Raw genomic sequence first — 23,032 nt, forward strand, 5'->3', positions numbered from 1 at the left:
AGTCTCGGGAACGTTGTGTTTACCTTCAGGTGTGAGCGGTGCGCCCCTGTGTGCCACTTGAACCTGACAGGCGCCCCCCACTCCGGCAGCGACGCCGGTGGCCCGAGGAGTCCACATAGTGACCAGCACCGCGCAGGCACCCCAGTCAGGAGCCAGAACGGCTCATCCCGAGCATCTCGGGCGCGTCGTCTTCATCGCGGCGGCGGCCGCCATGGGCGGGTTCCTCTTCGGGTACGACAGCTCCGTGATCAACGGAGCGGTCGAGGCCATCCGCGACCGCTACGACATCGGCTCCGCGGCTCTCGCCCAGGTCATCGCCATCGCCCTGATCGGCTGTGCCGTCGGCGCCGCGACCGCGGGCCGGATAGCCGACCGCATCGGGCGCATCCGGTGCATGCAGATCTCCGCCGTGCTGTTCACCGTCAGCGCCGTCGGTTCGGCACTGCCCTTCGCCCTGTGGGACCTCGCCTTCTGGCGCATCGTCGGCGGCTTCGCCATCGGCATGGCCTCGGTCATCGGCCCGGCCTACATCGCCGAGGTCGCCCCGCCGGCGTACCGCGGCCGGCTCGGCTCCTTCCAGCAGGCCGCGATCGTCGTCGGCATCGCCGTCTCGCAGCTGGTCAACTGGGGCCTGCTGAAGGCCGCGGGCGGCGACCAGCGCGGCACCCTGCTGGGCCTGGAGGCCTGGCAGGTCATGCTCGGCGTGATGGTGATCCCGGCAGCCCTCTACGGCCTGCTCTCCTTCGTCATCCCGGAGTCCCCCCGTTTCCTCATCTCCGTCGGCAAGCGGGCCCGTGCCCGGGAGATCCTCGCCGAGGTCGAGGGTGGCCGGGCCGCCCACCTGGACGCCCGCGTCGGCGAGATCGAACTCGCCATGAAGAGCGAGCACAGGTCCTCCTTCAAGGACCTGCTCGGCGGCGGCTTCTTCTTCAAGCCGATCGTCTGGGTCGGCATCGGCCTGTCGGTCTTCCAGCAGTTCGTCGGCATCAACGTCGCGTTCTACTACTCCGCGACGCTGTGGCAGTCGGTCGGCGTCGACCCGACGGACTCGTTCTTCTACTCGTTCACCACGTCGATCATCAACATCGTCGGCACCGTGATCGCCATGGTCTTCGTGGACCGGATCGGCCGCAGGCCGCTGGCGCTGATCGGCTCGGTCGGCATGGTCGTCGGCCTCGGGCTGGAGGCGTGGGCCTTCTCCCACCACCTGGTCGACGGCAAGCTCCCGGCCGCGCAGGGCTGGACCGCCCTCATCGCCGCGCACGTCTTCGTCCTCTTCTTCGCCCTGTCCTGGGGCGTGGTCGTCTGGGTCATGCTCGGCGAGATGTTCCCGAACAAGCTCCGCGCCGCCGCGCTGGGCGTGGCCGCCTCCGCGCAGTGGATCGCCAACTGGGCGATCACCGCGAGCTTCCCGTCGCTGTCCGACTGGAACCTCTCCGCGACCTACGTGATCTACACGGTCTTCGCCGCGCTCTCCGTCCCCTTCGTCCTGAAGTTCGTCAAGGAGACGAAGGGCAAGGCGCTGGAGGAGATGGGCTGAGGCCCCCGAAGCCGAGGAGAGGGGCCCAGTCCCCGCCGCCCTTCTCCTCGTACCCCACCGCCGCCCCGCCCCGGCCGGTGAGTGACCGGGCCGGGGCGGCGGCCCCGCGGTCGCGGCCGCGGGCGGGCCGCGCTCAGTCCGTCAGCCGCGGCAGCACCCGCTCGGTGAACAGGCGCAGGCTGCGCCAGCCCTCCTCCGGGGGCATCCCGCCCGCCAGCGGGTGCAGCACGAGGCTGTCGAGGCCCAGCGCCACGCACTGGTCCGGGGTCAGGACGCGGTAGACGCCCTCGGCGCGCAGGTCGTCCACGGTCGTGGCGGAGGACTTCACGGCGGAGCGGATGTCCCCGGACTGCCAGGAGGCGTAGGTCCGTGCCTCGTGCAGGAAGTGCCGGCCGTACGCGGCCCACACCCGGTCCGGGTCCTCGGCGATGTGCAGCAGCGGGGTCTCGGCGGCGGGCATCATGGTCCACCCCTCGGTGCCGTACTCGACGAGCCGCTCCTTGTAGTACGCCTCCAGTTCCGGCAGGTGCGCGCTGGGGAAGAAGGGGAGGCCGAGGCGGGCCGCCCGGCGGGCGGCGGCCTTCGAGGAGCCGCCGACCAGCAGCAGGGGGTGCGGCTCGGTGAACGGGCGCGGGGTGATCCGCACCGTACGGCCGCGGTACTCGAACGGCTCGCCGGTCCAGGCCTTCAGCAGCGTCTCCAGCACCTCGTCCTGGAGCCTGCCGCGCCGCTTCCAGTCCACGTCGAACAGCGCGTACTCCTCGGGCCGGTACCCGATCCCGGCGACCGTCACCAGCCGCCCGCCGCTGATCAGGTCCAGCACGGCGATCTCCTCGGCCAGCCGGAGCGGGTCGTGCAGCGGGCCGATCACCGCCGAGACGGTCACCGCGACCCGGCTGGTCGCGCCGAAGACCGCGCCCGCGAAGGCGAAGGGCGACGGCAGCCAGTTGTCCGCGACGCCGTGGTGCTCCTCGGTCTGCACGGTGGTGACCCCGTGCTCGTCGGCGTACGCCGCCATGTCCAGGGCCGCCCGGTAGCGGGCGGCGAGGGAGGCGGGGGTGGCGTCGGGCTCTACGAGGTTGAAGCGGACGACCGTGACGGGCATGGGGGCTCCCCTCCACCGGGCGGGTGTGGAAGCGGACCTTAGCTGACGGTGTGTCAGACATCCAGAGGGGTGGCGCGGGACTCCATGACCGATACTGGTCGGGTTATGGAAACCGTCATCCTTGCTGTAGTCATCGCCGTGGTCGTGATCGGCGCGCTCGGCGGGCTCGTCATCGGCACCCGGCGCAAGAAGCCGCTGCCCCCGCCGCCGCCCGCCGCGCCCGACATCACCGCCCCTCCGGCCGAGCCGCACGTCGGCGACGAGGCCGAGACGCCCCGCGACGAACCACGCCGGACCATAGAGGAGGTGGATCTTCCGGACGGCTCGGCGCCGGTCGCCGTCGTGGAGCCGCCCGTCCTCGAGGTCCCCGAGATCGAGATCCCCGAGCCCGCCGCCGGCCGGCTCGTCCGCCTCCGCACCCGCCTGTCCCGCTCCCAGAACGCGCTCGGCAAGGGCCTGCTCACGCTCCTGTCGCGCGAGCACCTCGACGACGACACCTGGGAGGAGATCGAGGACATCCTGCTCACCGCCGACGTCGGCGTGGCCCCCACCCAGGAACTGGTCGACGGCCTGCGCGAGCGGGTGCGGGTCCTGGGCACCCGCACCCCCGCCGAGCTGCGCGGCCTGCTGCGGGAGGAGCTCCTGAAGCTGGTCGGCACCGACATGGACCGCACGGTCAGGACCGAGCCGGAGACCAGCAAGCCCGGCATCGTGATGGTCGTCGGCGTCAACGGCACCGGCAAGACCACCACCACCGGCAAGCTCGCCCGCGTCCTCGTCGCCGACGGCCGCAGTGTGGTCCTGGGCGCCGCGGACACCTTCCGTGCCGCCGCCGCCGACCAGCTGCAGACCTGGGGCGAGCGCGTCGGCGCCTACACCGTGCGCGGGCCCGAGGGCGGCGACCCCGCCTCCGTCGCCTTCGACGCGGTGAAGGAGGGCAAGGAGATGGGCTCCGACGTCGTCCTCATCGACACCGCCGGGCGCCTGCACACCAAGACCGGGCTCATGGACGAGCTCGGCAAGGTCAAGCGCGTCGTCGAGAAGCACGCCCCGCTGGACGAGGTCCTGCTCGTCCTCGACGCCACGACCGGGCAGAACGGACTGGTGCAGGCCCGTGTGTTCGCCGAGGTCGTCGACATCACCGGCATCGTGCTCACCAAGCTGGACGGCACGGCCAAGGGCGGCATCGTGATCGCGGTCCAGCGCGAACTGGGCGTCCCGGTCAAGCTGGTCGGGCTGGGCGAGGGCGCCGACGACCTGGCGCCGTTCGAGCCGGAGGCGTTCGTCGACGCCCTCGTCGGAGAGTGACACCGCCGGCCGGCACCGCTACGAGCACGAAGAAGCGCCCGCCTCCCAAGGTGCAGTCGGGAAGCGGGCGCTTCGCTGTGTGCGACGTACGTGTCCGCCGTACGGTCTATGTCCGGGACCGGTGCGCCGTGTACGCCAGGGTGCCCAGCAGCAACCGCGCCGCCGGCGGCTTCGTGGCCGAGTCCAGCGCGGGCTGCCGCAGCCACCGCGCGGGGCCCCTGCCGCCGCGGTCCGAGGGCGGGGCCGTGATGTGGCTGCCGGGGCCGAGGCCGCGCAGGTCCAGGGAGGTCGGGTCGTCCCAGCCCATGCGGTAGAGCAGTCCGGGGAGTTCGGCGGCGGCGCCGGGGGCGACGAAGAACTGGGCGCGGCCCTCCGGGGTGGCGGTGACCGGGCCGACGGGCAGGCCCATGCGTTCCAGGCGGACCAGGGCGCGGCGGCCGGCGGCCTCGGCCACGTCGATGACGTCGAACGCCCGGCCGACGGCGAGCATCACGGACGCTCCGGGGAAGTCCGCCCAGGTCCTGCTCACGTCGTCGAGCGTGGCGCCGGCCGGAACCAGCGGCGCGAACTCCAGCGGATGCGCCCCCGGCGCACCGCAGTCCGCCCGGCCGCAGGAGCAGGCGGACCCCGCGGCCCGCGCGCCGGCCACGACGTCCCAGCCCCAGAGCCCGGTGAACTCGGCGACGGCGGTGCACTCCGAGGAGCGGCCGCGCCGACGCGAGCCGGAGCGGATCTCCCGGATGCCGCCGATCGTGAAGCCCATACCCCCTCCAACGGGTCCGACGCGCCGGTGGTTACGACGCGGATGCGAATCGTGACCCTGTGTGACGCCCGAGCCACCCGCCCCGCTGGGTCCGGGCGGCGCTGGAGGTGCCTCTGGTGGTGAACTCGACGGCGCGCGCCCCTGAGTGCATCGCTCCGCCTACTTCCGATCGGTCTATGTCAAGTGAATCGCGTGCGGGCCGACGTGAGTTCATTCGAAGGGGTGGCGAATGGTGGCGTTTCCGGGTTCGCCATGGCTGGACGGGTGATCGTAGGATTACTTTGAGTGCACGGGTCCCGGGGGCACATGCACTCGTGGGTATGCCGGGGGCAAGCCGGTATCCCGTTCGAAGGGTGAGAACCGGCGGACGGGAGGCCGTATTCACCGGCATTCTGATAGGGCTTGGCGCACTCGGCGACAAGTGGTCTCAGGGATGGGGGCGTTCCAGTGAGCGGCAACGGCGGGAGCGGGACGACCGCGACCAGCATCGACAAGCGCCCCAATGAGCTGCTCACTTCCTGGTTCGTGCGCAGCGGCTGGTCGAAGGGCGAGCTCGCCCGCCAGGTCAACCGCAGGGCCCGCCAGCTGGGCGCCAACCACATCTCCACGGACACCTCCCGGGTGCGCCGCTGGCTGGACGGCGAGAACCCCCGCGAGCCCATCCCCAGGATCCTGTCCGAGCTGTTCTCCGAGCGCTTCGGCTGTGTGGTCTCCGTCGACGACCTCGGCCTGCGCGCCGCGCGCCAGTCACCCTCCGCGACCGGCGTCGACCTGCCCTGGACGGGCCCGCAGACGGTGGCGCTGCTCAGCGAGTTCTCGCGCAGCGACCTGATGCTGGCGCGGCGCGGCTTCCTCGGGACCTCGCTGGCCCTGTCGGCGGGCCCGTCCCTCATCGAGCCCATGCAGCGCTGGCTGGTGCCCTCGCCCCAGGCCCCGCAGGCGGAGCCCGAGCCGCCCGCCGTCTCCCGCCGTGCCGGCCGGCTCTCCCGGCCGGAGCTTGACCTCCTCGAGACCACGACCGTGATGTTCCGTCAGTGGGACGCCCAGTGCGGCGGCGGACTGCGCCGCAAGGCGGTCGTCGGCCAGCTGCACGAGGTGACGGACCTCCTGCAGGAGCCCCAGCCCGAGGCGACCACCAGGAAGTTGTTCAAGGTCGCCGCCGAACTGGCCGAGCTGGCGGGCTGGATGTCGTACGACGTGGGCCTCCAGCCCACCGCCCAGAAGTACTTCGTCCTCGCCCTGCACGCCGCCAAGGAGGCGGGCGACAAACCGCTCGGCTCCTACGTCCTGTCCAGCATGAGCCGCCAGATGATCCACCTCGGCCGGCCCGACGACGCCCTGGAACTGATCCACCTCGCGCAGTACGGCAGCCGGGACTGCGCGAGCCCCCGCACCCAGTCGATGCTGTATGCGATGGAGGCCCGCGCCTACGCCAACATGGGGCAGCCGGGCAAGTGCAAGCGGGCGGTGCGGATGGCCGAGGACACCTTCGCCGACGTCGACGAGTGGGACGAGCCGGACCCCGACTGGATCCGCTTCTTCTCCGAGGCCGAACTGCACGGCGAGAACAGCCACTCCTACCGCGACCTCGCCTACGTCGCGGGCCGCAGCCCCACCTACGCCTCCCTGGCCGAACCCGTCATGCAGCAGGCCGTCGACCTGTTCGCCCAGGACACCGAGCACCAGCGCTCGTACGCGCTGAACCTCATCGGCATGGCCACGGTGCACCTGCTCCAGCGCCGGCCCGAGCGCAGCACCGTGCTGGCCGAGAAGGCCATGCACATCGCCAAGAAGGTGCGCTCCGAGCGGGTGAACACTCGTATCCGAAAGACGGTCGACACCGCCGTACGCGACTTCGGGGAGCTGGCCGAGGTCGTCGACCTCACCGAGAAGCTCGCACTGGAGCTCCCCGAGACCGCCGAGGCGGTCTGAATCCCCTGACCCCGGCCGCGGCCGGCCTTCCCGAACTGCCCGACTCGGCTCCCCCGTGCCAGGTCATCGGAAGGCCGTCCGCGGCCGGATCCTTCCCATCGGGGAAGGTTGCGCCAAGATAACGATCATTCCGGCCGGCCTCCGGCAGTTCATCGAGGCGTAACACGCACGGCGCCTTCGTCACGGCGGCGAAACAACGAGGGGCTCCCACCGAAACCGCGCTGCGCCAATCTCATGGCGCATAACCGGCCCACCCCTCATGCCCGCTTCAGGCTTCGCCCGCACGGGGCCGTATCAACGACGAGGAGACGCCGATGGCACCAGCCATCACGCTTGCCGCGGACAAACTGTCCGCCGCCAACACCGGCTTCATGCTCATTGCTTCCGCCCTGGTGCTGATCATGACCCCGGGCCTCGCCTTCTTCTACGGAGGCATGGTCCGCGTCAAGAGCACCCTCAACATGCTGATGATGAGCTTCATCAGCATGGGCGTCGTCACCCTTCTGTGGGTGCTGTACGGCTTCTCCATGGCGTTCGGCACGGACCACGGCTCGATCGTCGGCTGGACCGGCGACTACATCGGCTGGGCCGGCATCGACAAGATGGACATCTGGTCCGGCTACACGATCCCCGTCTTCGTGTTCGCCGTCTTCCAGATGATGTTCGCGATCATCACACCGGCGCTGATAAGCGGTGCCCTCGCGGACCGCGTCAAGTTCTCGGCCTGGACCCTCTTCCTCGTCCTGTGGGCCACGGTCGTGTACTTCCCGGTCGCCCACTGGGTCTGGGGCACCGGCGGCTGGGCCTTCGAACTCGGCGTGATCGACTTCGCCGGCGGCACGGCGGTCCACATCAACGCGGGCGCCGCCGCGCTCGGCGTCATCCTGGTCATCGGCAAGCGCGTCGGCTTCAAGAAGGACCCGATGCGCCCGCACAGCCTCCCGCTGGTGATGCTCGGCGCCGGTCTGCTGTGGTTCGGCTGGTTCGGCTTCAACGCCGGCTCCTGGCTCGGCAACGACGACGGCGTCGGCCCGCTGATGTTCGTCAACACCCAGATCGCCACCGCCGCCGCCATGTGCGCCTGGCTCGTCTACGAGAAGATCCGCCACGGCGCGTTCACCACGCTGGGCGCCGCCTCCGGTGCCGTCGCGGGTCTGGTCGCCATCACGCCGTCCGGCGGCGCGGTCTCCCCGCTGGGCGCGATCGCGGTCGGCGCCATCGCCGGTGTCGGCTGCGCCGCGGCCGTCGGCCTGAAGTACCGCTTCAACTACGACGACTCGCTCGACGTCGTCGGCGTCCACATGGTCGGCGGTATCCTCGGCTCCCTGCTGATCGGCCTCTTCGCCAGCGGCAAGGGCCAGTCCGACGTGAAGGGCCTCTTCTACGGCGGCGGCATGCACCAGTTCTGGATCCAGTGCGCCGGTGTCTTCGGAGTCCTCTTCTACTCCCTGATCTGCTCCGCGATCCTCGCCTTCCTCCTCGACAAGACCATCGGCATGCGGGTCACCGAGGACGAGGAGATCTCCGGCATCGACCAGGCCGAGCACGCCGAGACCGCATACGACTTCAGCGGCGCCGGCGGCGGTGCCGCCCGTAACGCCGTGCCCGCCGGTGCCGGAGCGGCCCAGAGCAAGAAGGTGGACGCATGAAGCTCATCACCGCCGTCGTCAAGCCCCACCGGCTCGACGAGATCAAGGAAGCCCTGCAGGCCTTCGGGGTCCACGGCCTGACGGTCACCGAGGCGAGCGGTTACGGTCGTCAGCGGGGCCACACCGAGGTCTACCGCGGTGCCGAGTACACCGTCGACCTCGTCCCCAAGATCCGTATCGAGGTCCTGGCCGAGGACGACGACGCCGATCAGCTGATCGACGTCATCGTCAAGGCGGCCCGGACCGGCAAGATCGGTGACGGCAAGGTCTGGTCGCTCCCGGTGGAGACGGCCGTCCGGGTCCGGACCGGCGAGCGCGGCCCCGACGCGCTCTGACGAACAGGAACAGGAGTCGCCGGGTGTCGAGTACGGACGTGCGCAAGGAAGCAGAGGACTCGGGACCCAGCGGCTACGCGGCGGCCCGGCTGCGCCTCCTCACCGAGGGGGCGCAGTCCGGGCCGCCGCGCCGTACGGCCCTGTCCGCGCTGACGGACGAGTGGCTGACGGGGCTCTTCGGCGCGGGCGCCCAGGGGCTGCGCGGCGTCTCCCTGGTCGCCGTCGGCGGCTACGGCCGCGGCGAGCTCTCGCCCCGCAGCGACCTGGACCTGCTGCTCCTGCACGACGGCGGCGACTCCGGGGCGGTCGCCGCCCTCGCCGACCGCCTCTGGTACCCCGTGTGGGACCTCGGGCTCTCCCTGGACCACTCGGTGCGCACCACGGCGGAGGCCCGCAGGACGGCCGGGGAGGACCTGAAGGCCCAGCTCGGTCTGCTGGACGCCCGCCACATCGCCGGTGACATGGGGCTGACCGCCGGCCTGCGCACGGCCGTCCTCGCCGACTGGCGCAACCAGGCCCCCAAGCGCCTGCCCGAACTCCAGGAGCTGGGCGCCGAGCGCGCCGAGCGCCAGGGCGAGCTGCAGTACCTGCTGGAGCCGGACCTGAAGGAGGCCCGCGGCGGGCTCCGGGACGCCACCGTCCTGCGCGCCGTCGCCGCCTCCTGGGTGGCGGACGCCCCGCGCGAGGGCCTGGCCGAGGCCCGGCGCCGGCTGCTCGACGTACGCGACGCGCTGCACCTGGCGACGGGCCGGGCGACCGACCGGCTCGCGCTCCAGGAGCAGGACCAGGTCGCCGCCGGGCTCGGCCTGCTCGACGCCGACACACTGCTGCGCGAGGTGTACGAGGCGGCCCGCGTCATCTCCTACGCCAGTGACGTCACCTGGCGCGAGGTGGGCCGGGTGCTCAGGTCGCGGGCCGTGCGGCCGCGGCTGCGCGCCATGCTCGGCGGCGGGAGGGCGCTGAGCGGCGGGAAGCAGGTCGCCGAGCGCACGCCGCTGGCCGAGGGCGTGGTCGAGCAGGAGGGCGAGGCCGTGCTCGCCCGCGCCGCCCGCCCCGAGCGCGACCCCGTGCTGCCGCTGCGCGCCGCGGCCGCCGCCGCGCAGTCGGGCCTGCCGCTCTCCCTGCACGCCGTGCGGCGCCTGGCGGCGACCGTGCGCCCGCTGCCCACGCCCTGGCCCGCCGAGGCCCGCGAACAGCTCGTCACCCTCCTCGGCTCGGGCCGCCCGACCGTCGAGGTGTGGGAGGCGCTGGAGGCGGAGGGCCTGATCACACAGCTGCTCCCGGACTGGGAGCGGGTGCGCTGCCGTCCGCAGCGCAACGCCGTGCACCTGTGGACCGTCGACCGGCATCTGATCGAGACGGCCGTACGCGCCTCCGAGTTCACCCGCCGGGTCCACCGCCCCGACCTGCTCCTGGTGGCCGCCCTGCTGCACGACATCGGCAAGGGCTGGCCCGGCGACCACTCGGTGGCCGGCGAGATCATCGCCAAGGACGTGGCGGCGCGCATCGGCTTCGACCGCGAGGACGTGGCCGTGATCGCGGCCCTGGTACGGCACCACCTGCTGCTGATCGACACGGCCACGCGCCGCGACCTGGAGGACCCCGCCACCGTCCGCTCCGTCGCCGAGGCCGTCGGTACGCAGTCCACGCTGGAGCTGCTGCACGCGCTGACCGAGGCGGACGCGCTGGCCACCGGCCCGGCAGCCTGGTCCTCCTGGCGCGGTTCGCTCGTCGCCGACCTGGCCGGACGGGTGTCCGCGGTGCTCGCCGGGGACCCGCTCGACGAGCCCGAGGCGGCCGCGCCCACCGCCGAGCAGGAGCGCCTCGCCATCGAGGCGGTCGCCACCGGCAGCCCGGTGCTGTCGCTGCGCGCGCAGACCGAGCCGGCGGCGGAGGACCGGCCGGCCGGCGACCCGGAGCCGCTCGGCGTCGAACTGCTGATCGCCGTACCGGACCAGCCGGGCGTGCTGCCCGCCGCGTCCGGAGTCCTCGCCCTGCACCGGCTGACGGTCCGCACCGCGGAACTGCGCGCCCTGGAGCTGCCGGCCGGCGTCGACGGCTCGGCCCTGCTGCTGAACTGGCGGGTCGCCGCGGAGTACGGCTCCCTGCCGCAGGCCGCCCGGCTGCGCGCCGACCTGGTCCGCGCCCTCGACGGCTCCCTGGACATCGCCGGCCGCCTCGCCGAACGCGACGCCGCCTACCCGCGCCGCCGGGGCGTCGTGGCCCCACCGCCCCGCGTGACCGTCGCGCCGGCCGCCTCCCACCTGGCCACGGTGATAGAGGTGCGCGCCCAGGACGCCCCCGGCCTGCTGTTCCGCATCGGCCGTGCCCTGGAGGACGCGAACGTACGGGTCCGCAGCGCCCACGCCTCCACCCTGGGCGCGAACGCGGTGGACGCCTTCTACGTCACCGGGCCCGAGGGCGCGCCCCTGCCGGTCGAGGAAGCGGCGTCGGTGGCCCGGAAGCTGGAGGAGATGCTGCGCGGGTGAGCGGGCCCTGCCACGGTGCCGGGCCGGGCGGGACCGGAGGCCGCGGGGGCGGCTCGAAGCCGGTCCGGAAGCGGTGCCGTGACAGGCCTGGAGGGGGCCGGGCCGCCCCTCCCGTGACACGGCATCCCGGCCTCCCGCCGACCCGGGATACCCTGGAGGGCGATTCGTCAGCTGCCACCGACCCCGAGGACCGCGAGCGCCGTGTTCGATACTCTCTCCGATCGCCTCTCAGCGACTTTCAAGAACCTGCGCGGCAAGGGACGGCTCTCCGAGGCGGACATCGACGCCACCGCGCGCGAGATCCGTATCGCGCTCCTCGAGGCCGACGTGGCGCTGCCCGTCGTCCGGTCGTTCATCAAGAACGTCAAGGAGCGTGCGCTCGGTGCCGAGGTCTCCCGGGCGCTGAACCCCGCCCAGCAGGTCCTGAAGATCGTCAACGACGAGCTCGTCACGATCCTCGGTGGTGAGACCAGGCGCCTGCGCTTCGCCAAGCAGCCGCCGACCGTGATCATGCTGGCGGGTCTGCAGGGCGCCGGTAAGACCACCCTGGCGGGCAAGCTCGGCCGCTGGCTGAAGGAGCAGGGCCATTCGCCGCTGCTGGTCGCCGCCGACCTCCAGCGCCCGAACGCCGTGAACCAGCTGAGCGTCGTCGCCGAGCGCGCCGGCGTCGCGGTCTACGCGCCCGAGCCTGGCAACGGCGTGGGCGACCCGATCAAGGTCGCCAAGGACTCCGTCGACTTCGCGAAGTCCAAGGTCCACGACATCGTGATCGTGGACACCGCCGGCCGTCTCGGCATCGACCAGGAGATGATGCAGCAGGCCGCGGACATCCGCGACGTCGTCTCCCCGGACGAGATCCTGTTCGTCGTCGACGCGATGATCGGCCAGGACGCGGTCACCACCGCCGAGGCCTTCCGCGACGGCGTCGGCTTCGACGGAGTCGTGCTCTCCAAGCTCGACGGTGACGCCCGCGGCGGCGCCGCCCTGTCCATCCGCCAGGTCACCGGCAAGCCCATCATGTTCGCGTCGAACGGCGAGAAGCTCGAGGACTTCGACGCCTTCCACCCGGACCGGATGGCCTCCCGCATCCTCGACATGGGTGACCTGCTCACCCTGATCGAGCAGGCGGAGAAGACGTTCAGCCAGGAAGAGGCCCAGAAGATGGCCTCCAAGCTGGCGTCGAAGAAGGGCCAGGACTTCACCCTGGACGACTTCCTGGCCCAGATGGAGCAGGTCAGGAAGATGGGCAGCATCAGCAAGCTGCTCGGCATGCTCCCGGGCATGGGGCAGATCAAGGACCAGATCAACAACCTCGACGAGCGCGACGTCGACCGTACGGCCGCGATCATCAAGTCGATGACCCCGGCCGAGCGCCAGGAGCCGACGATCATCAACGGCTCGCGCCGCGCCCGTATCGCCAAGGGCTCCGGCGTGGAGGTCAGCGCCGTGAAGAGCCTGGTCGAGCGGTTCTTCGAGGCACGCAAGATGATGTCCCGCATGGCCCAGGGCGGCGGCATGCCGGGGATGCCCGGGATGCCGGGCACCGGGGGCGGTGCCGGCCGTTCCAGGAAGCAGCCGAAGAAGGCCAAGGGCAAGCAGCGTTCCGGCAACCCGATGAAGCGCAAGCAGCAGGAGCAGGAGGAGGCCGCGCGCCGGGCCGCCGCCGCTCAGGGCGGCAACGCCTTCGGTGTGCCGGGCCAGCAGACGCCGGAGAACTTCGAGCTGCCGGACGAGTTCAAGAAGTTCATGGGCTGAGCCCCCCGGGAAGCCCGGGACCCAGGACGGACCCGGGACCGCCTTCCGCGCGCCAGGGGCCGGCCGCCGCGACGTCCGGCGATCCGGCCGGCCCCCGGCCCGCCCCCGGCCCCGGCTCCCGCGCGCGCCGGGGCCGGACGCCGCCGGGCAGGCGGGACGGGCCGGACACGGCTCAGGGGATCCGTGCGATCAGGTACCGGAAGACATTGGGCATCCACACGGTCCCGTCCGGCCGCAGATACGGATGCAGCGCCTCCGTCAGCTCCTTGTCCACCTGGGCCCGGTCCGTCGCGGAGACCGCCGCGTCGAAGAGGCCCGTCGACAGCAGGCCCCGTACCGCGCTCTCCGTGTCCGCGTACCCGAAGGGACACGCGACCCGTCCCGAGCCGTCCGGTTTCAGCCCCGCCCGCTGGGCCACCTCCTCCAGCTCGTCGCGCGGGGCGGGGCGCCAGCCGCCCGTGCCGCGCAGCGGCTCCGCCAGCCTGCCGGCCACCCGCAGCACCGACGACGTGGAGCAGCGTTCCGGCGGACCCCAGCCGGCGAGCACCACGGGTGCCCCGCGCTCGGCGAGCGGCGTCGCCGCCCGCAACAGTCCGCCGAGCCCCTCCGAGTCGCCCGCCAGGCACCCGATCGGCTCGAAAGCGGTCACCAGGGTGTACGCGGGCGTCTCCGCGCCGCTCGCGGCCCCTACGTCCTCGGGTGACCCTTCGACGAGCCGGGTGCCCTCACGCGCGCGCGTGCGCCGCGTGTCCGGGAGCAGCCGCTCCCGCGCGAGCGCGAGCCGTTCGGGGGAGGAGTGGTCGACGCCGGTGACCGCGGCCCCTCTGGACGCCGCCATCAGCAGGGCCAGTCCACTGCCGCAGCCGAGCCCCAGCAGCCGGGTGCCGGAGCCTACTTCCAGTCGCTCGTAGACGGCCTCGTAGAGCGGGACCAGCATCCGCTCCTGGATCTCGGACCAGTCACGCGCGCGTGCACACCGGTCCACGCGGGATGTCGCATCCGCCTGGGAGGAGTGCCGCCGCACGAGCGTAGGTGTCATGTAAAGCGCCCCAATCCGCCGAGAGTTGCCGCTGTGCCCTTTTCCGTAGCCCCCGTGACGTGCGCTCGCACTCCCCCCGTATGCCAGGTAACTCCGCACTCGACCGCGCGTCCAGTGGTATCCGGGCCCGGCTTGAGGGTTCGCTGCTCGAGTGGCGAGATTTCACATTCCGGCAACCTGGGCCACCGCGATCGCCGGATCCGTGCCTTCCGGGCCCGCGCCCGGCCGTACGGCGTCTGCCCGCCGGGGGCGGGCCGGTGCCGGGGCGCGGGAAGGAGCCCGGTAACGTCGCGGACGCCGGTGGCGCTTAGTGAGATAGCGCCCTCCGCCGCAAGAGCGGCCGAAACGCCCCTTGCGCATCCGCGGATCACCGCCGCACCGGCGCGTGGACATCGTCTACGCGCCGGGTCGTAGTCGGGACTACGTACCGGCTTGGTAGGAGCTGTGAGGTTTCTCCGCAGATCAGCGCACCCGCCCTCGTCGGGACGCATCAGCGGCAACTGACGGGTACGTGCAAATTATTTGGGATGCCCCGGAATAGGAACACAGCGGCACCCCCGCTCGTTGTCATTACGTGAGCACGACACAGACACCACCTGTTCTGGCCGCAGAGCTGGCACAGGCGTGGGCCGACATTCAGCGGTACCACCCCGAGCTGCCCGATCTGGCCGCGCCCGAGTCCCTGATCGGAGAGTCCTCGTCCGCCTGCGGTCACGAGCTCTCCTTCGAGCGACTGCTCCATGAGGCAGTCCATGGCATCGCCGCCGCGCGCGGCGTGCGCGACACGTCCCGTGCCGGCCGCTACCACAACCGCAGATTCCTCGCCATCGCCGAGGAGCTGGGCCTGGACCACCCCGAGGAACCGCACCCCAGCAGCGGCTTCTCGCTGGTCACGCTCAACCCCGAGGCCAGGCGCCGCTACCGCCCGACGATCGAGCGGCTCCAGCGCGCCCTGAAGGCCCACACGGCGGCCACCTCCGCCGACACCCCGAAGAGCTTCCGGGGCCCGGCCGCCCGGCACGGCTCGTCCGGCGGCGGCGTCCGGGTGAAGGCGGTCTGCGACTGCGGTCGCAACGTCCGTGTGGTCCCGTCCGTCCTGGCCCAGGCCCCGATCGTGTGCGGGGGCTGCGGCAAGCCGTTCCGGATCCCGGAGGTGGTGGGAGCGGCGTAACGGCGGACGTCGGGTGCCGGCATCTCGTGGCTGCCGGTGCCGACCCGGCCGCGCGGCCCGCGGTGGCGACGCCGCCGCGGGCCGTGGGACCGACCTCCAGGGCACCCGGGGCGCCGGGTGCCCCGGAGGCGTGCCCGGACGCCTGTGCGGCCCCCTCGGCCGGAAGCGGCCCGCATGTGTGGCACAATGGCTAGCTGTACTCGACAGCCGCACAGGACCCCTCTCTCCTCCGGCTGACGCGTCCATCGGGCACTCGGGTACCGCAACCCCACGCGGCCGTCTCGCCGTGCCCAACCACGTCAAAACCAGGAGAACCCACTCCCGTGGCAGTCAAGATCAAGCTGAAGCGTCTGGGCAAGATCCGTTCGCCTCACTACCGCATCGTCGTCGCCGACTCCCGTACCCGTCGTGACGGCCGTGCGATCGAGGAGATCGGCCTGTACCACCCGGTGCAGAACCCCTCGCGCATCGAGGTCAACGCCGAGCGCGTGGCGTACTGGCTCTCCGTCGGCGCCCAGCCGACCGAGCCCGTGCTCGCCATCCTGAAGAAGACCGGCGACTGGCAGAAGTACAAGGGCGAGCCCGCCCCGGCGCCGCTGCTGCAGCCGGCCGAGAAGTCCGCGCGTCCTTCGTTCGAGGCCCTTGGCGGCGACGACGAGGGCAAGGGTGAGGCCATCACCCAGAAGAAGAAGGCCGAGAAGAAGGACGAGGCTGCCGCCGAGTCCTCTGCGTCTGCGTCGACCGAGGCCTGAGCATGCTCGAGGAGGCTCTCGAGCACCTCGTGAAGGGCATCGTCGACAACCCTGACGATGTGCGGGTCGCCTCGCGCAACCTGCGCCGCGGACGCGTGCTGGAGGTCCGGGTCCACCCCGACGACCTCGGCAAGGTGATCGGCCGCAACGGCCGCACCGCACGCGCTCTGCGCACCGTCGTGGGCGCCATCGGCGGCCGCGGTGTCCGCGTCGACCTCGTCGACGTGGATCACGTCCGCTGACGCCAAACGCAACACCGGCTCGGGCCGGGGAGGGCCACTGGTCCGTCCCCGGCCCGTGGTCGTTACGGGTCCCGATCACAGGAGAACGTCACACAGTGCAGCTCGTAGTCGCACGGATCGGCCGCGCCCACGGCATCAAGGGCGAGGTCACCGTCGAGGTCCGCACCGACGAGCCCGAACTGCGGCTCGCCCCCGGCGCCGTACTCGCCACCGATCCCGCCGCGGCGGGACCCCTCACCATCGAGACCGGCCGCGTCCACAGCGGCCGGCTGCTGCTGCGCTTCGAGGGCGTCGCCGACCGCACCGGCGCCGAGGCCCTGCGCAACATCCTCCTCATCGCCGACATCGACCCGGAGGAGCGTCCCGAGGAGGAGGACGAGTACTACGACCACCAGCTCGTCGACCTCGACGTGGTCACCGAGGACGGAGCCGGGGTCGGCCGGATCACCGAGATCTCGCACCTGCCCTCCCAGGACCTGTTCATCGTGGAGCGGCCGGACGGCAGCGAGGTGATGATCCCGTTCGTGCAGGAGATCGTCACCGAGATCGACCTGGCCGGGCAGAAGGCCGTCATCGACCCGCCGCCCGGCCTGATCGACGACCGGGCGGACATCGCCTCGTCGCGGGAAGAGTCGTAAGAGATGCGCCTCGACGTCGTCACGATCTTCCCCGAGTACCTGGAACCGCTGAACGTCTCCCTCGTCGGCAAGGCACGCGCGCGTGGACAGCTGGACGTCCGGGTGCACGACCTGCGCGCGTGGACCCACGACCGGCACAACACCGTCGACGACACCCCGTACGGCGGCGGCCCCGGCATGGTCATGAAGACCGGCCCCTGGGGCGAGGCGCTCGACTCCGTCCTCGCCGACGGCTACGAGAGCGGCTGCCGCGCGCCGGCCCTGATCGTCCCCACGCCCAGCGGCCGTCCCTTCACCCAGGAGCTCGCCGTCGAGCTCTCCGAGCGCCCCTGGCTGATCTTCACGCCCGCGCGCTACGAGGGCATCGACCGGCGCGTGATCGACGAGTACGCGGCCCGCGTGCCGGTGTACGAGGTGTCCATCGGCGACTACGTGCTCGCGGGCGGCGAGGCGGCCGTCCTGGTCGTCACCGAGGCCGTCGCCCGCCTGCTGCCCGGCGTCCTCGGCAACGCCGAGTCGCACCGCGACGACTCCTTCGCCCCCGGCGCCATGGCCGGCCTGCTGGAAGGCCCCGTCTACACCAAGCCGCCCGAGTGGCGCGGGCGCGGCATCCCGGACGTGCTGCTCAGCGGGCATCACGGCAGGATCGCCCGCTGGCGCCGCGACGAGGCCCTGAAGCGTACGGCGGCCAACCGGCCCGATCTCATCGAGCGCTGCGACCCCAAGGCCTTCGACAGGAAGGACCGCGAGATGCTGTCCATCCTGGGCTGGGCCCCGGACCCGGAGGGGGAGCCGTACGGCCGATTTTGGCGCAGGCCGCAGGGCGTGGAAGAATAGGCCGCTGCTGTGCGCCGTCCGGCGTGCGCCCCTGCCACAGGGGGACACGACGCCCGCCCCGACGACGGCAGCCTCCTTCAGGAAAACCTAGTTCCCGTTGATGACCTGTGGCATCAGCGAAGAAAGCAGACGAAATGTCTCACCTGCTCGACTCCGTCGACGCCGCGTCGCTGCGCAGCGACGTCCCGGCCTTCCGCCCGGGCGACACCGTCAACGTCCACGTCCGCGTCATCGAGGGCAACCGCTCCCGTGTGCAGCAGTTCAAGGGCGTGGTGATCCGCCGCCAGGGCGCCGGCGTGCGCGAGACCTTCACGGTCCGCAAGGTCTCCTTCTCCGTCGGCGTCGAGCGCACCTTCCCGGTGCACACCCCGATCGTCGAGAAGATCGAGCTCGTCACCCGCGGTGACGTGCGTCGCGCCAAGCTGTACTACCTGCGCGAGCTGCGCGGCAAGGCCGCGAAGATCAAGGAGAAGCGCGAGAGCTGAGCTCGCGCCGGGGTCCACAGGACGGCCGGATAACATTCGGCCCCGATGGACGCCGAAGCACAGCAGACGGAGCGCGACCGCTCCTCCCGCCCTTCCACGACCGAGGAGACCCCGGTCACGGGAGGACGGGAGGGACGGTCGCTTTTCGCGTTGGTGTCGCGGGCCACCGACTGGCTGCCGGGCGGCCGGATCTCGTTGACCCTGCTCATCTGCCTGGCCTTTTTGCTGATCCTCAACGCTTTCGTGGTGCAACCGTTCCAGATTCCCAGCGGATCCATGGAGAACGGATTGAGGATCGGGGACCGGGTTCTCGTAAATAAGTTGGCGTACCGTTTCGGTGCCGAACCGCGACGCGGCGATGTCGTCGTGTTCGACGGCGCCGGGTACTTCGGTGACGGTGACTACATCAAACGTGTCGTGGGTGTGGGCGGAGACCATGTGGTCTGCTGCAACAAGCAGGGGAGGATCGAGGTGAACGGCCGGTCGGTCGACGAGTCGACGTTCCTGTACCCCGGTGACAGCCCGTCCACGGTGCCCTTCAAGGTCGTCGTGCCCGACGGCACCCTCTTCGTCCTCGGCGACCACCGCAGCGACTCCAGCGACTCCCGCGACCACCTGGGCTCACCCGGCGGCGGCATGATCCCGGTCTCCGACGTCGTCGGACGCGCCGACTGGATCGTCTGGCCGCACGCCCACTGGAGCCGTCTGCACCGTCCCGGCGCCTACGCGCGCGTGCCCGCCGCCGGCGGTGCCCATGGGTAACCGCGGCAAGCCGCGCGGCTCGGGGCCCGGCGACCCCTTCAGCACGGAGAACCTGCTGCCCACCGGCTCCCGGCGCACCGGGGGCCCGGCGGCCGGCGGCCGCACCCGCGCCGAGCGGCGCAAGCTCCAGCGCAAGGTCAAACGAAAGCGCAGGCGCAGCGCGGTCAAGGAGATACCCCTCCTCGTCGGTGTCGCGGTCCTCATAGCCCTGGTCCTGAAGACGTTCCTGGTCCAGGCGTTCGTGATCCCGTCCGGTTCGATGGAGCAGACGATCCGGATCGGCGACCGCGTCCTGGTCGACAAGTTCACCCCGTGGTTCGGCTCCAAGCCCAAGCGCGGGGACGTCGTCGTCTTCCACGACCCCGGTGGCTGGCTCGCCGACGAGCAGACCGGGACCAAGAAGAACGACCCCATCGTCGTCAAGCAGGTCAAGGAAGGGCTGACCTTCATCGGCCTGCTGCCGTCCGACAACGAGAAGGACCTCATCAAGCGGGTCATCGGGGTCGGCGGCGACCACGTCAAGTGCTGCGACGCACAGGGGCGGATGACCGTCAACGGCGTGCCCCTGACCGAGGGCGGCTACCTGTATCCCGGAAACGCCCCCTCCACACAGAAGTTCGACATCACCGTCCCCAAGGGTCGGCTGTGGGTGATGGGCGACCACCGGGCCAACTCCGCGGACTCCCGGGCCCACCAGAACACCGACTACGGCGGCACGGTCTCCGAGAAATCGGTGGTGGGACGGGCCATGGTGATCGCCTGGCCGTTCGGCCACTGGACCACCTTGAAAGAACCTAAAACTTTCGCTTCCGTTTCCAACTCCGTGTCGGGGGCGACCGCGGCCCCGCGGCTGTCGCATAGGGTTGCTTCCGACGAATTCAACGGAACGATCCAGCTCCCGAGCCCTGCGGAACTCCCGCTCGTTATGGGAGTGGTGGGCCTGCGCCGTGTACGGGGCAGGCGGTGGCAGAGAGTAAGGAGTTGGCGTGGGGGATGTGGCGGTTGGCGCACGGTCCGGACACGACGGCGAGGAGCACCGCGGGAATTCCGTGGACGCTGCCGTCCCGGCCGCGGACAGCGCCGTGACCTCCGGGAATGACTCCGGTACGACCGACGGCGGGCAGCCGGACGGCCGGGACCGGACCGACGAAGAGGGCTCGGGTGGTACACCCCCCACAGCGGGGAAACAGCGCTCCTTCTGGAAGGAGCTGCCCATTCTGATCGGCATCGCGCTCGTACTGGCGCTGCTGATCAAGACCTTCCTGGTGCAGGCGTTCTCGATCCCGTCGGACTCGATGCAGAACACCCTCCAGGTGGGCGACCGGGTGCTCGTCGACAAGCTGACCCCCTGGTTCGGCTCCAAGCCGGAGCGCGGCGAGGTCGTCGTCTTCCACGACCCGGACAACTGGCTGGCGGGCGAGCCCACGGCCAAGCCGAACGCGCTGCAGAAGGTCCTCAGCTGGATCGGCCTGATGCCGTCCGCGGAGGAGAAGGACCTGATCAAGCGCGTCGTCGGCGTGGGCGGCGACACCGTGTCCTGCAAGGGCACCGGCCCGCTGATGGTCAACGGCAAGGCGATGAACGACTCGTCGGTCGTGTACGCCGGCAACACCCCGTGCAGCGTCGACGAGCAGGGCGGCCAGTTCTCGGTGAAGGTCCCCAAGGGCTACATCTGGGTCATGGGCGACCACCGCCAGAACTCCCGCGACTCGCGCTACAACCAGAGCGACAAGCACAACGGCATGGTCCCGGTGAACAAGGTCGTCGGCCGCGCCATCGTGATCGCCTGGCCGATCACCCGCTGGAACACCCTGCCGATCCCGGACACGTTCGACCAGCCCGGCCTGAGCAAGAAGTCCTCGGCGTCCGCCGCCCTGACGGCCGCGCCGAACGCGCTCGCCCTCGCGGGCGCGGTGCCGGTGGTGCTGTGGCGGCGCAGGCGGATCGCGCCCGTGGACACCCGCGGGGCCGACTCCTCCGAGGATGTCTGACCCCGCCGTGAGGATGTCCGGCCCCGCCGAGGTGAAACCCTCGTGCAGCTGTGACCATGGTGGCCGGTGAGGGGCTGACCGGTTCCGGTACCGCCGGGTAGGGTGCGGACCCATGGGTGGCGAGAGCACTACGCGTACGGCCCCGCGCAGCGGCGGCACCAGCACGGGCCCGGTCGGCAGCAGGACCGGACAGCGACTGTCCGGACTGGCCGTCGCACTGGGTGTCGTGCTGTTCCTCGGAGGGTTCGCCTGGGGAGCGGTGGTCTACCGGCCGTACACCGTGCCGACCAGTTCGATGACGCCCACGATCGGCGTCGGCGACCGGGTGCTGGCGCAGCGCGTGGACGGCAGCGAGATCCACAGGGGCGACGTCGTCGTCTTCAACGACACGAGCTGGGTGACCGGCTCGGCCGTGGTCAAGCGGGTGGTCGCGGTCGGCGGCGACACGGTCTCCTGCTGCACGAACGGCAAGCTGACCGTCAACGGCAAGCAGATCGACGAGTCGTACCTCAAGGGCAACGTCGTCGAGGACAAGAAGATCCCGAGCGTGAAGGTGCCCAAGGGCCGCCTGTTCCTGCTCGGCGACGAGCGCGAGGGCTCCCTGGACTCCTCCGCCCACCTCAGCGACGCGGCCCAGGGCACGGTCGCCGAGTCGGCCGTGACGGCCCGCGTGGACGCCGTCGTCTGGCCCATGAAGGGCATGCTGGAGCGCCCCACCGGCTTCGAGGTCCTCGGCCCGCTGTCCCAGCCCGGTCCGCTGCGCATCATCATCACCATGATCGTCGCGGGTGCCGTGCTCGTCTTCGCCGGCGGCGCCTACGGCCCGATCGCCAAGCGGACGGGCGCTCGGCGCTCCCGTGCGCGGACGGAGCCCGTGGGTGCCCGCTGAGACCCGGGGCGGCTCCGAGGACGCGTACACCGGCGGACTGCGCAAGGTGGCCCGGGTGGTCCTGCTCGACCCCGACGACCGCGTCCTGCTGCTCCACGGTCACGAGCCGGACGACCCCTCCGACGCCTGGTGGTTCACGCCGGGTGGCGGCCTGGAGGGTGCCGAGAGTCGTGAACAGGCCGCACTGAGGGAACTCGCCGAGGAGACCGGCATCACCGACGTGGAACTCGGACCGGTGCTGTGGCGGCGGATGTGCTCCTTCCCGTTCGCCGGCCGTCGCTGGGACCAGGACGAGTGGTACTTCCTGGCCCGCACGGCACAGACGGCGACCGAGGCCACCGGCCTGACGGAGCTGGAGCGGCGCAGCGTCGCCGGAGCGCGCTGGTGGACGTGTCAGGAACTTGCCCTGGCCCGTGAGACGGTGTATCCGACCAGACTCGCCGAGCTGCTGCGCCGGCTGCTCGACGAAGGTCCCCCGGCCGGACCCGTGACCCTTGACGCGGAAATCGTCTAGGGGCTCACGGGACTGGCGCACAATGGTGGGATCGCACGGCTGAAGGGGAAGCTGCCATGAGCGCCGAGGACCTCGAGAAGTACGAGACCGAGATGGAGCTGAAGCTCTACCGGGAGTACCGCGATGTCGTCGGTCTGTTCAAATACGTGATCGAAACCGAGCGGCGTTTCTACCTCACCAACGACTACGAGATGCAGGTGCACTCGGTCCAGGGCGAGGTGTTCTTCGAGGTTTCCATGGCGGACGCCTGGGTCTGGGACATGTACCGGCCGGCCCGGTTCGTCAAGCAGGTGCGGGTCCTGACATTCAAGGACGTGAACATCGAGGAGCTCAACAAGAGCGATCTCGAGCTGCCGGGCGGCTGAACCCCACTCGTGTGAGTGACGGGTTTGTCCACAACCGGTGAGTAGCCCACCAAGATCCAATCGGTCGGGCCGGATGCGTGACGGTTGGCGCCGGAGGTGGTGCCGACATGAACGCACGCAGCGCACTCGGCAGGTACGGCGAGGATCTGGCCGCGCGGCGGCTGGCAGAGGCCGGGATGACGGTCCTGGACCGCAACTGGCGTGATGGCAGGACCGGTGAGATCGACATCGTCGCCCTGGACGGCGACGTGCTGGTCGTCTGCGAGGTGAAGACCCGCCGGGACGGCCGCTTCGAGCATCCGATGGCCGCGGTCACCCCGGAGAAGGCGCGACGGCTGAGGAATCTCGCCGAGCGCTGGATCCAGACCCACGGGGGAGCGCCGCCGGGAGGCGCCCGCGTCGACCTCGTCGGCGTCCTCCTGCCCGACCGGGGCGCCCCCGTCGTCGAGCACGCGCGAGGGGTGGCCTGAC

Annotated in this window: 23 protein-coding genes; 20 read left to right on the top strand and 3 right to left on the bottom strand. The window is 71.3% G+C overall.

Annotation, left to right across the window (positions count from 1 at the left end; genetic code table 11):
* Nucleotides 1–118 precede the first annotated feature (118 nt).
* On the top strand, nt 119–1,540 hold the full coding sequence (locus ACJ9NR_RS27875) for a sugar porter family MFS transporter (RefSeq protein ID WP_412492222.1): 1,422 nt from the start codon (nt 119–121) through the stop codon (nt 1,538–1,540).
* A 133-nt stretch (nt 1,541–1,673) separates the two neighbouring features.
* Here the strand turns inward: ACJ9NR_RS27875 and ACJ9NR_RS27880 are convergent, their stop codons facing one another.
* Complete coding sequence (locus ACJ9NR_RS27880; protein WP_412492221.1) at nt 1,674–2,645, bottom strand: LLM class flavin-dependent oxidoreductase; 972 nt, start codon at nt 2,643–2,645, stop codon at nt 1,674–1,676.
* A gap of 105 nt (nt 2,646–2,750) precedes the next feature.
* Between ACJ9NR_RS27880 and ftsY the strand changes: the two genes are divergently transcribed.
* The gene (gene ftsY, locus ACJ9NR_RS27885; RefSeq protein ID WP_412492220.1) at nt 2,751–3,953 is read left to right on the top strand and encodes a signal recognition particle-docking protein FtsY; all 1,203 of its coding nucleotides are present in this window, start codon (nt 2,751–2,753) and stop codon (nt 3,951–3,953) included.
* A gap of 106 nt (nt 3,954–4,059) precedes the next feature.
* Here ftsY and ACJ9NR_RS27890 read toward each other — a convergent pair whose 3' ends face one another.
* A complete protein-coding gene (locus tag ACJ9NR_RS27890) occupies nt 4,060–4,716 on the bottom strand; it encodes a bifunctional DNA primase/polymerase (protein WP_412492219.1) in 657 nt (218 codons plus the stop codon).
* Nucleotides 4,717–5,163: 447 nt separating this feature from the next.
* Here ACJ9NR_RS27890 and nsdA point away from each other — a divergent pair, with 447 nt between their 5' ends.
* The 5 genes from nsdA (at nt 5,164) to ffh (ending at nt 12,876) form a co-directional block, all read left to right on the top strand.
* Nucleotides 5,164–6,648: a transcriptional repressor NsdA gene (gene nsdA, locus ACJ9NR_RS27895; RefSeq protein WP_412492218.1), complete on the top strand. Its 1,485-nt coding sequence runs from the start codon at nt 5,164–5,166 to the stop codon at nt 6,646–6,648.
* A gap of 314 nt (nt 6,649–6,962) precedes the next feature.
* Nucleotides 6,963–8,297: an ammonium transporter gene (locus ACJ9NR_RS27900; RefSeq protein ID WP_412492217.1), complete on the top strand. Its 1,335-nt coding sequence runs from the start codon at nt 6,963–6,965 to the stop codon at nt 8,295–8,297.
* Nucleotides 8,294–8,632 carry a P-II family nitrogen regulator gene (locus ACJ9NR_RS27905; protein ID WP_383551999.1) on the top strand — a complete coding sequence of 113 codons (339 nt, stop codon included), beginning with the start codon at nt 8,294–8,296 and terminating at the stop codon, nt 8,630–8,632. Before ACJ9NR_RS27900 ends, ACJ9NR_RS27905 begins: the two co-directional genes overlap by 4 nt.
* A gap of 23 nt (nt 8,633–8,655) precedes the next feature.
* Nucleotides 8,656–11,121, top strand: a complete 2,466-nt coding sequence (locus ACJ9NR_RS27910; protein ID WP_412492216.1) for a [protein-PII] uridylyltransferase — start codon at nt 8,656–8,658, stop codon at nt 11,119–11,121.
* Nucleotides 11,122–11,322: 201 nt separating this feature from the next.
* The gene (gene ffh, locus ACJ9NR_RS27915) at nt 11,323–12,876 is read left to right on the top strand and encodes a signal recognition particle protein (RefSeq protein WP_412492215.1); all 1,554 of its coding nucleotides are present in this window, start codon (nt 11,323–11,325) and stop codon (nt 12,874–12,876) included.
* A gap of 172 nt (nt 12,877–13,048) precedes the next feature.
* On the opposite strand, the gene ACJ9NR_RS27920 is transcribed toward ffh, so the two are convergent.
* Nucleotides 13,049–13,915 carry an SAM-dependent methyltransferase gene (locus tag ACJ9NR_RS27920; RefSeq protein ID WP_412492214.1) on the bottom strand — a complete coding sequence of 289 codons (867 nt, stop codon included), beginning with the start codon at nt 13,913–13,915 and terminating at the stop codon, nt 13,049–13,051.
* A gap of 574 nt (nt 13,916–14,489) precedes the next feature.
* Between ACJ9NR_RS27920 and ACJ9NR_RS27925 the strand changes: the two genes are divergently transcribed.
* From ACJ9NR_RS27925 to ACJ9NR_RS27985, 13 genes are all read left to right on the top strand, one after another.
* Nucleotides 14,490–15,086: a hypothetical protein gene (locus ACJ9NR_RS27925; RefSeq protein WP_412492213.1), complete on the top strand. Its 597-nt coding sequence runs from the start codon at nt 14,490–14,492 to the stop codon at nt 15,084–15,086.
* Nucleotides 15,087–15,409: 323 nt separating this feature from the next.
* Complete coding sequence (rpsP, locus tag ACJ9NR_RS27930; RefSeq protein ID WP_412492212.1) at nt 15,410–15,838, top strand: 30S ribosomal protein S16; 429 nt, start codon at nt 15,410–15,412, stop codon at nt 15,836–15,838.
* 2 nt (nt 15,839–15,840) lie between these two features.
* Complete coding sequence (locus ACJ9NR_RS27935) at nt 15,841–16,080, top strand: RNA-binding protein (protein WP_404193982.1); 240 nt, start codon at nt 15,841–15,843, stop codon at nt 16,078–16,080.
* A 95-nt stretch (nt 16,081–16,175) separates the two neighbouring features.
* Nucleotides 16,176–16,718: a ribosome maturation factor RimM gene (gene rimM / locus ACJ9NR_RS27940; RefSeq protein ID WP_412492211.1), complete on the top strand. Its 543-nt coding sequence runs from the start codon at nt 16,176–16,178 to the stop codon at nt 16,716–16,718.
* A 3-nt stretch (nt 16,719–16,721) separates the two neighbouring features.
* Nucleotides 16,722–17,555, top strand: a complete 834-nt coding sequence (gene trmD, locus ACJ9NR_RS27945; RefSeq protein ID WP_412492210.1) for a tRNA (guanosine(37)-N1)-methyltransferase TrmD — start codon at nt 16,722–16,724, stop codon at nt 17,553–17,555.
* Between the two features lie 134 nt (nt 17,556–17,689).
* The gene (gene rplS, locus ACJ9NR_RS27950) at nt 17,690–18,040 is read left to right on the top strand and encodes a 50S ribosomal protein L19 (protein ID WP_016432403.1); all 351 of its coding nucleotides are present in this window, start codon (nt 17,690–17,692) and stop codon (nt 18,038–18,040) included.
* 45 nt (nt 18,041–18,085) lie between these two features.
* Nucleotides 18,086–18,802 (top strand): signal peptidase I, encoded by a 717-nt coding sequence (gene lepB, locus ACJ9NR_RS27955; protein WP_412492209.1) that lies wholly within the window; start codon nt 18,086–18,088, stop codon nt 18,800–18,802.
* The gene (gene lepB / locus ACJ9NR_RS27960) at nt 18,795–19,901 is read left to right on the top strand and encodes a signal peptidase I (RefSeq protein ID WP_412492208.1); all 1,107 of its coding nucleotides are present in this window, start codon (nt 18,795–18,797) and stop codon (nt 19,899–19,901) included. The genes lepB (ACJ9NR_RS27955) and lepB (ACJ9NR_RS27960) overlap by 8 nt, the downstream gene beginning before the upstream one ends.
* Complete coding sequence (gene lepB, locus ACJ9NR_RS27965) at nt 19,789–20,793, top strand: signal peptidase I (protein ID WP_412492207.1); 1,005 nt, start codon at nt 19,789–19,791, stop codon at nt 20,791–20,793. The genes lepB (ACJ9NR_RS27960) and lepB (ACJ9NR_RS27965) overlap by 113 nt, the downstream gene beginning before the upstream one ends.
* A 112-nt stretch (nt 20,794–20,905) precedes the next feature.
* A complete protein-coding gene (lepB, locus tag ACJ9NR_RS27970; protein ID WP_412492206.1) occupies nt 20,906–21,682 on the top strand; it encodes a signal peptidase I in 777 nt (258 codons plus the stop codon).
* The gene (locus ACJ9NR_RS27975; protein WP_412492205.1) at nt 21,672–22,196 is read left to right on the top strand and encodes an NUDIX hydrolase; all 525 of its coding nucleotides are present in this window, start codon (nt 21,672–21,674) and stop codon (nt 22,194–22,196) included. The genes lepB (ACJ9NR_RS27970) and ACJ9NR_RS27975 overlap by 11 nt, the downstream gene beginning before the upstream one ends.
* A 56-nt stretch (nt 22,197–22,252) precedes the next feature.
* A complete protein-coding gene (locus ACJ9NR_RS27980) occupies nt 22,253–22,561 on the top strand; it encodes a DUF2469 domain-containing protein (protein WP_003965949.1) in 309 nt (102 codons plus the stop codon).
* 77 nt (nt 22,562–22,638) lie between these two features.
* Complete coding sequence (locus ACJ9NR_RS27985; protein ID WP_412492204.1) at nt 22,639–23,031, top strand: YraN family protein; 393 nt, start codon at nt 22,639–22,641, stop codon at nt 23,029–23,031.
* Nucleotide 23,032: the final 1 nt, after the last annotated feature.

The sequence above is a fragment of the Streptomyces sediminimaris genome (assembly GCF_047049295.1).
Taxonomy (GTDB): Bacteria; Actinomycetota; Actinomycetes; order Streptomycetales; family Streptomycetaceae; genus Streptomyces; species Streptomyces sediminimaris.

Excerpts from the sequence above, each read along its gene's own strand:
- lepB (WP_412492208.1), top strand. The coding sequence starts at position 18,795 with ATGGGTAACCGCGGCAAGCCGCGCGGCTCGGGGCCCGGCGACCCCTTC.
- ACJ9NR_RS27980 (WP_003965949.1), top strand. The coding sequence starts at position 22,253 with ATGAGCGCCGAGGACCTCGAGAAGTACGAGACCGAGATGGAGCTGAAG.
- trmD (WP_412492210.1), top strand. The coding sequence starts at position 16,722 with ATGCGCCTCGACGTCGTCACGATCTTCCCCGAGTACCTGGAACCGCTG.
- lepB (WP_412492209.1), top strand. The coding sequence starts at position 18,086 with ATGGACGCCGAAGCACAGCAGACGGAGCGCGACCGCTCCTCCCGCCCT.
- lepB (WP_412492206.1), top strand. The coding sequence starts at position 20,906 with ATGGGTGGCGAGAGCACTACGCGTACGGCCCCGCGCAGCGGCGGCACC.
- ACJ9NR_RS27935 (WP_404193982.1), top strand. The coding sequence starts at position 15,841 with ATGCTCGAGGAGGCTCTCGAGCACCTCGTGAAGGGCATCGTCGACAAC.
- ACJ9NR_RS27890 (WP_412492219.1), bottom strand. The coding sequence starts at position 4,716 with ATGGGCTTCACGATCGGCGGCATCCGGGAGATCCGCTCCGGCTCGCGT.
- ACJ9NR_RS27920 (WP_412492214.1), bottom strand. The coding sequence starts at position 13,915 with ATGACACCTACGCTCGTGCGGCGGCACTCCTCCCAGGCGGATGCGACA.
- rplS (WP_016432403.1), top strand. The coding sequence starts at position 17,690 with ATGTCTCACCTGCTCGACTCCGTCGACGCCGCGTCGCTGCGCAGCGAC.
- ftsY (WP_412492220.1), top strand. The coding sequence starts at position 2,751 with ATGGAAACCGTCATCCTTGCTGTAGTCATCGCCGTGGTCGTGATCGGC.
- ACJ9NR_RS27905 (WP_383551999.1), top strand. The coding sequence starts at position 8,294 with ATGAAGCTCATCACCGCCGTCGTCAAGCCCCACCGGCTCGACGAGATC.
- ACJ9NR_RS27880 (WP_412492221.1), bottom strand. The coding sequence starts at position 2,645 with ATGCCCGTCACGGTCGTCCGCTTCAACCTCGTAGAGCCCGACGCCACC.
- ACJ9NR_RS27900 (WP_412492217.1), top strand. The coding sequence starts at position 6,963 with ATGGCACCAGCCATCACGCTTGCCGCGGACAAACTGTCCGCCGCCAAC.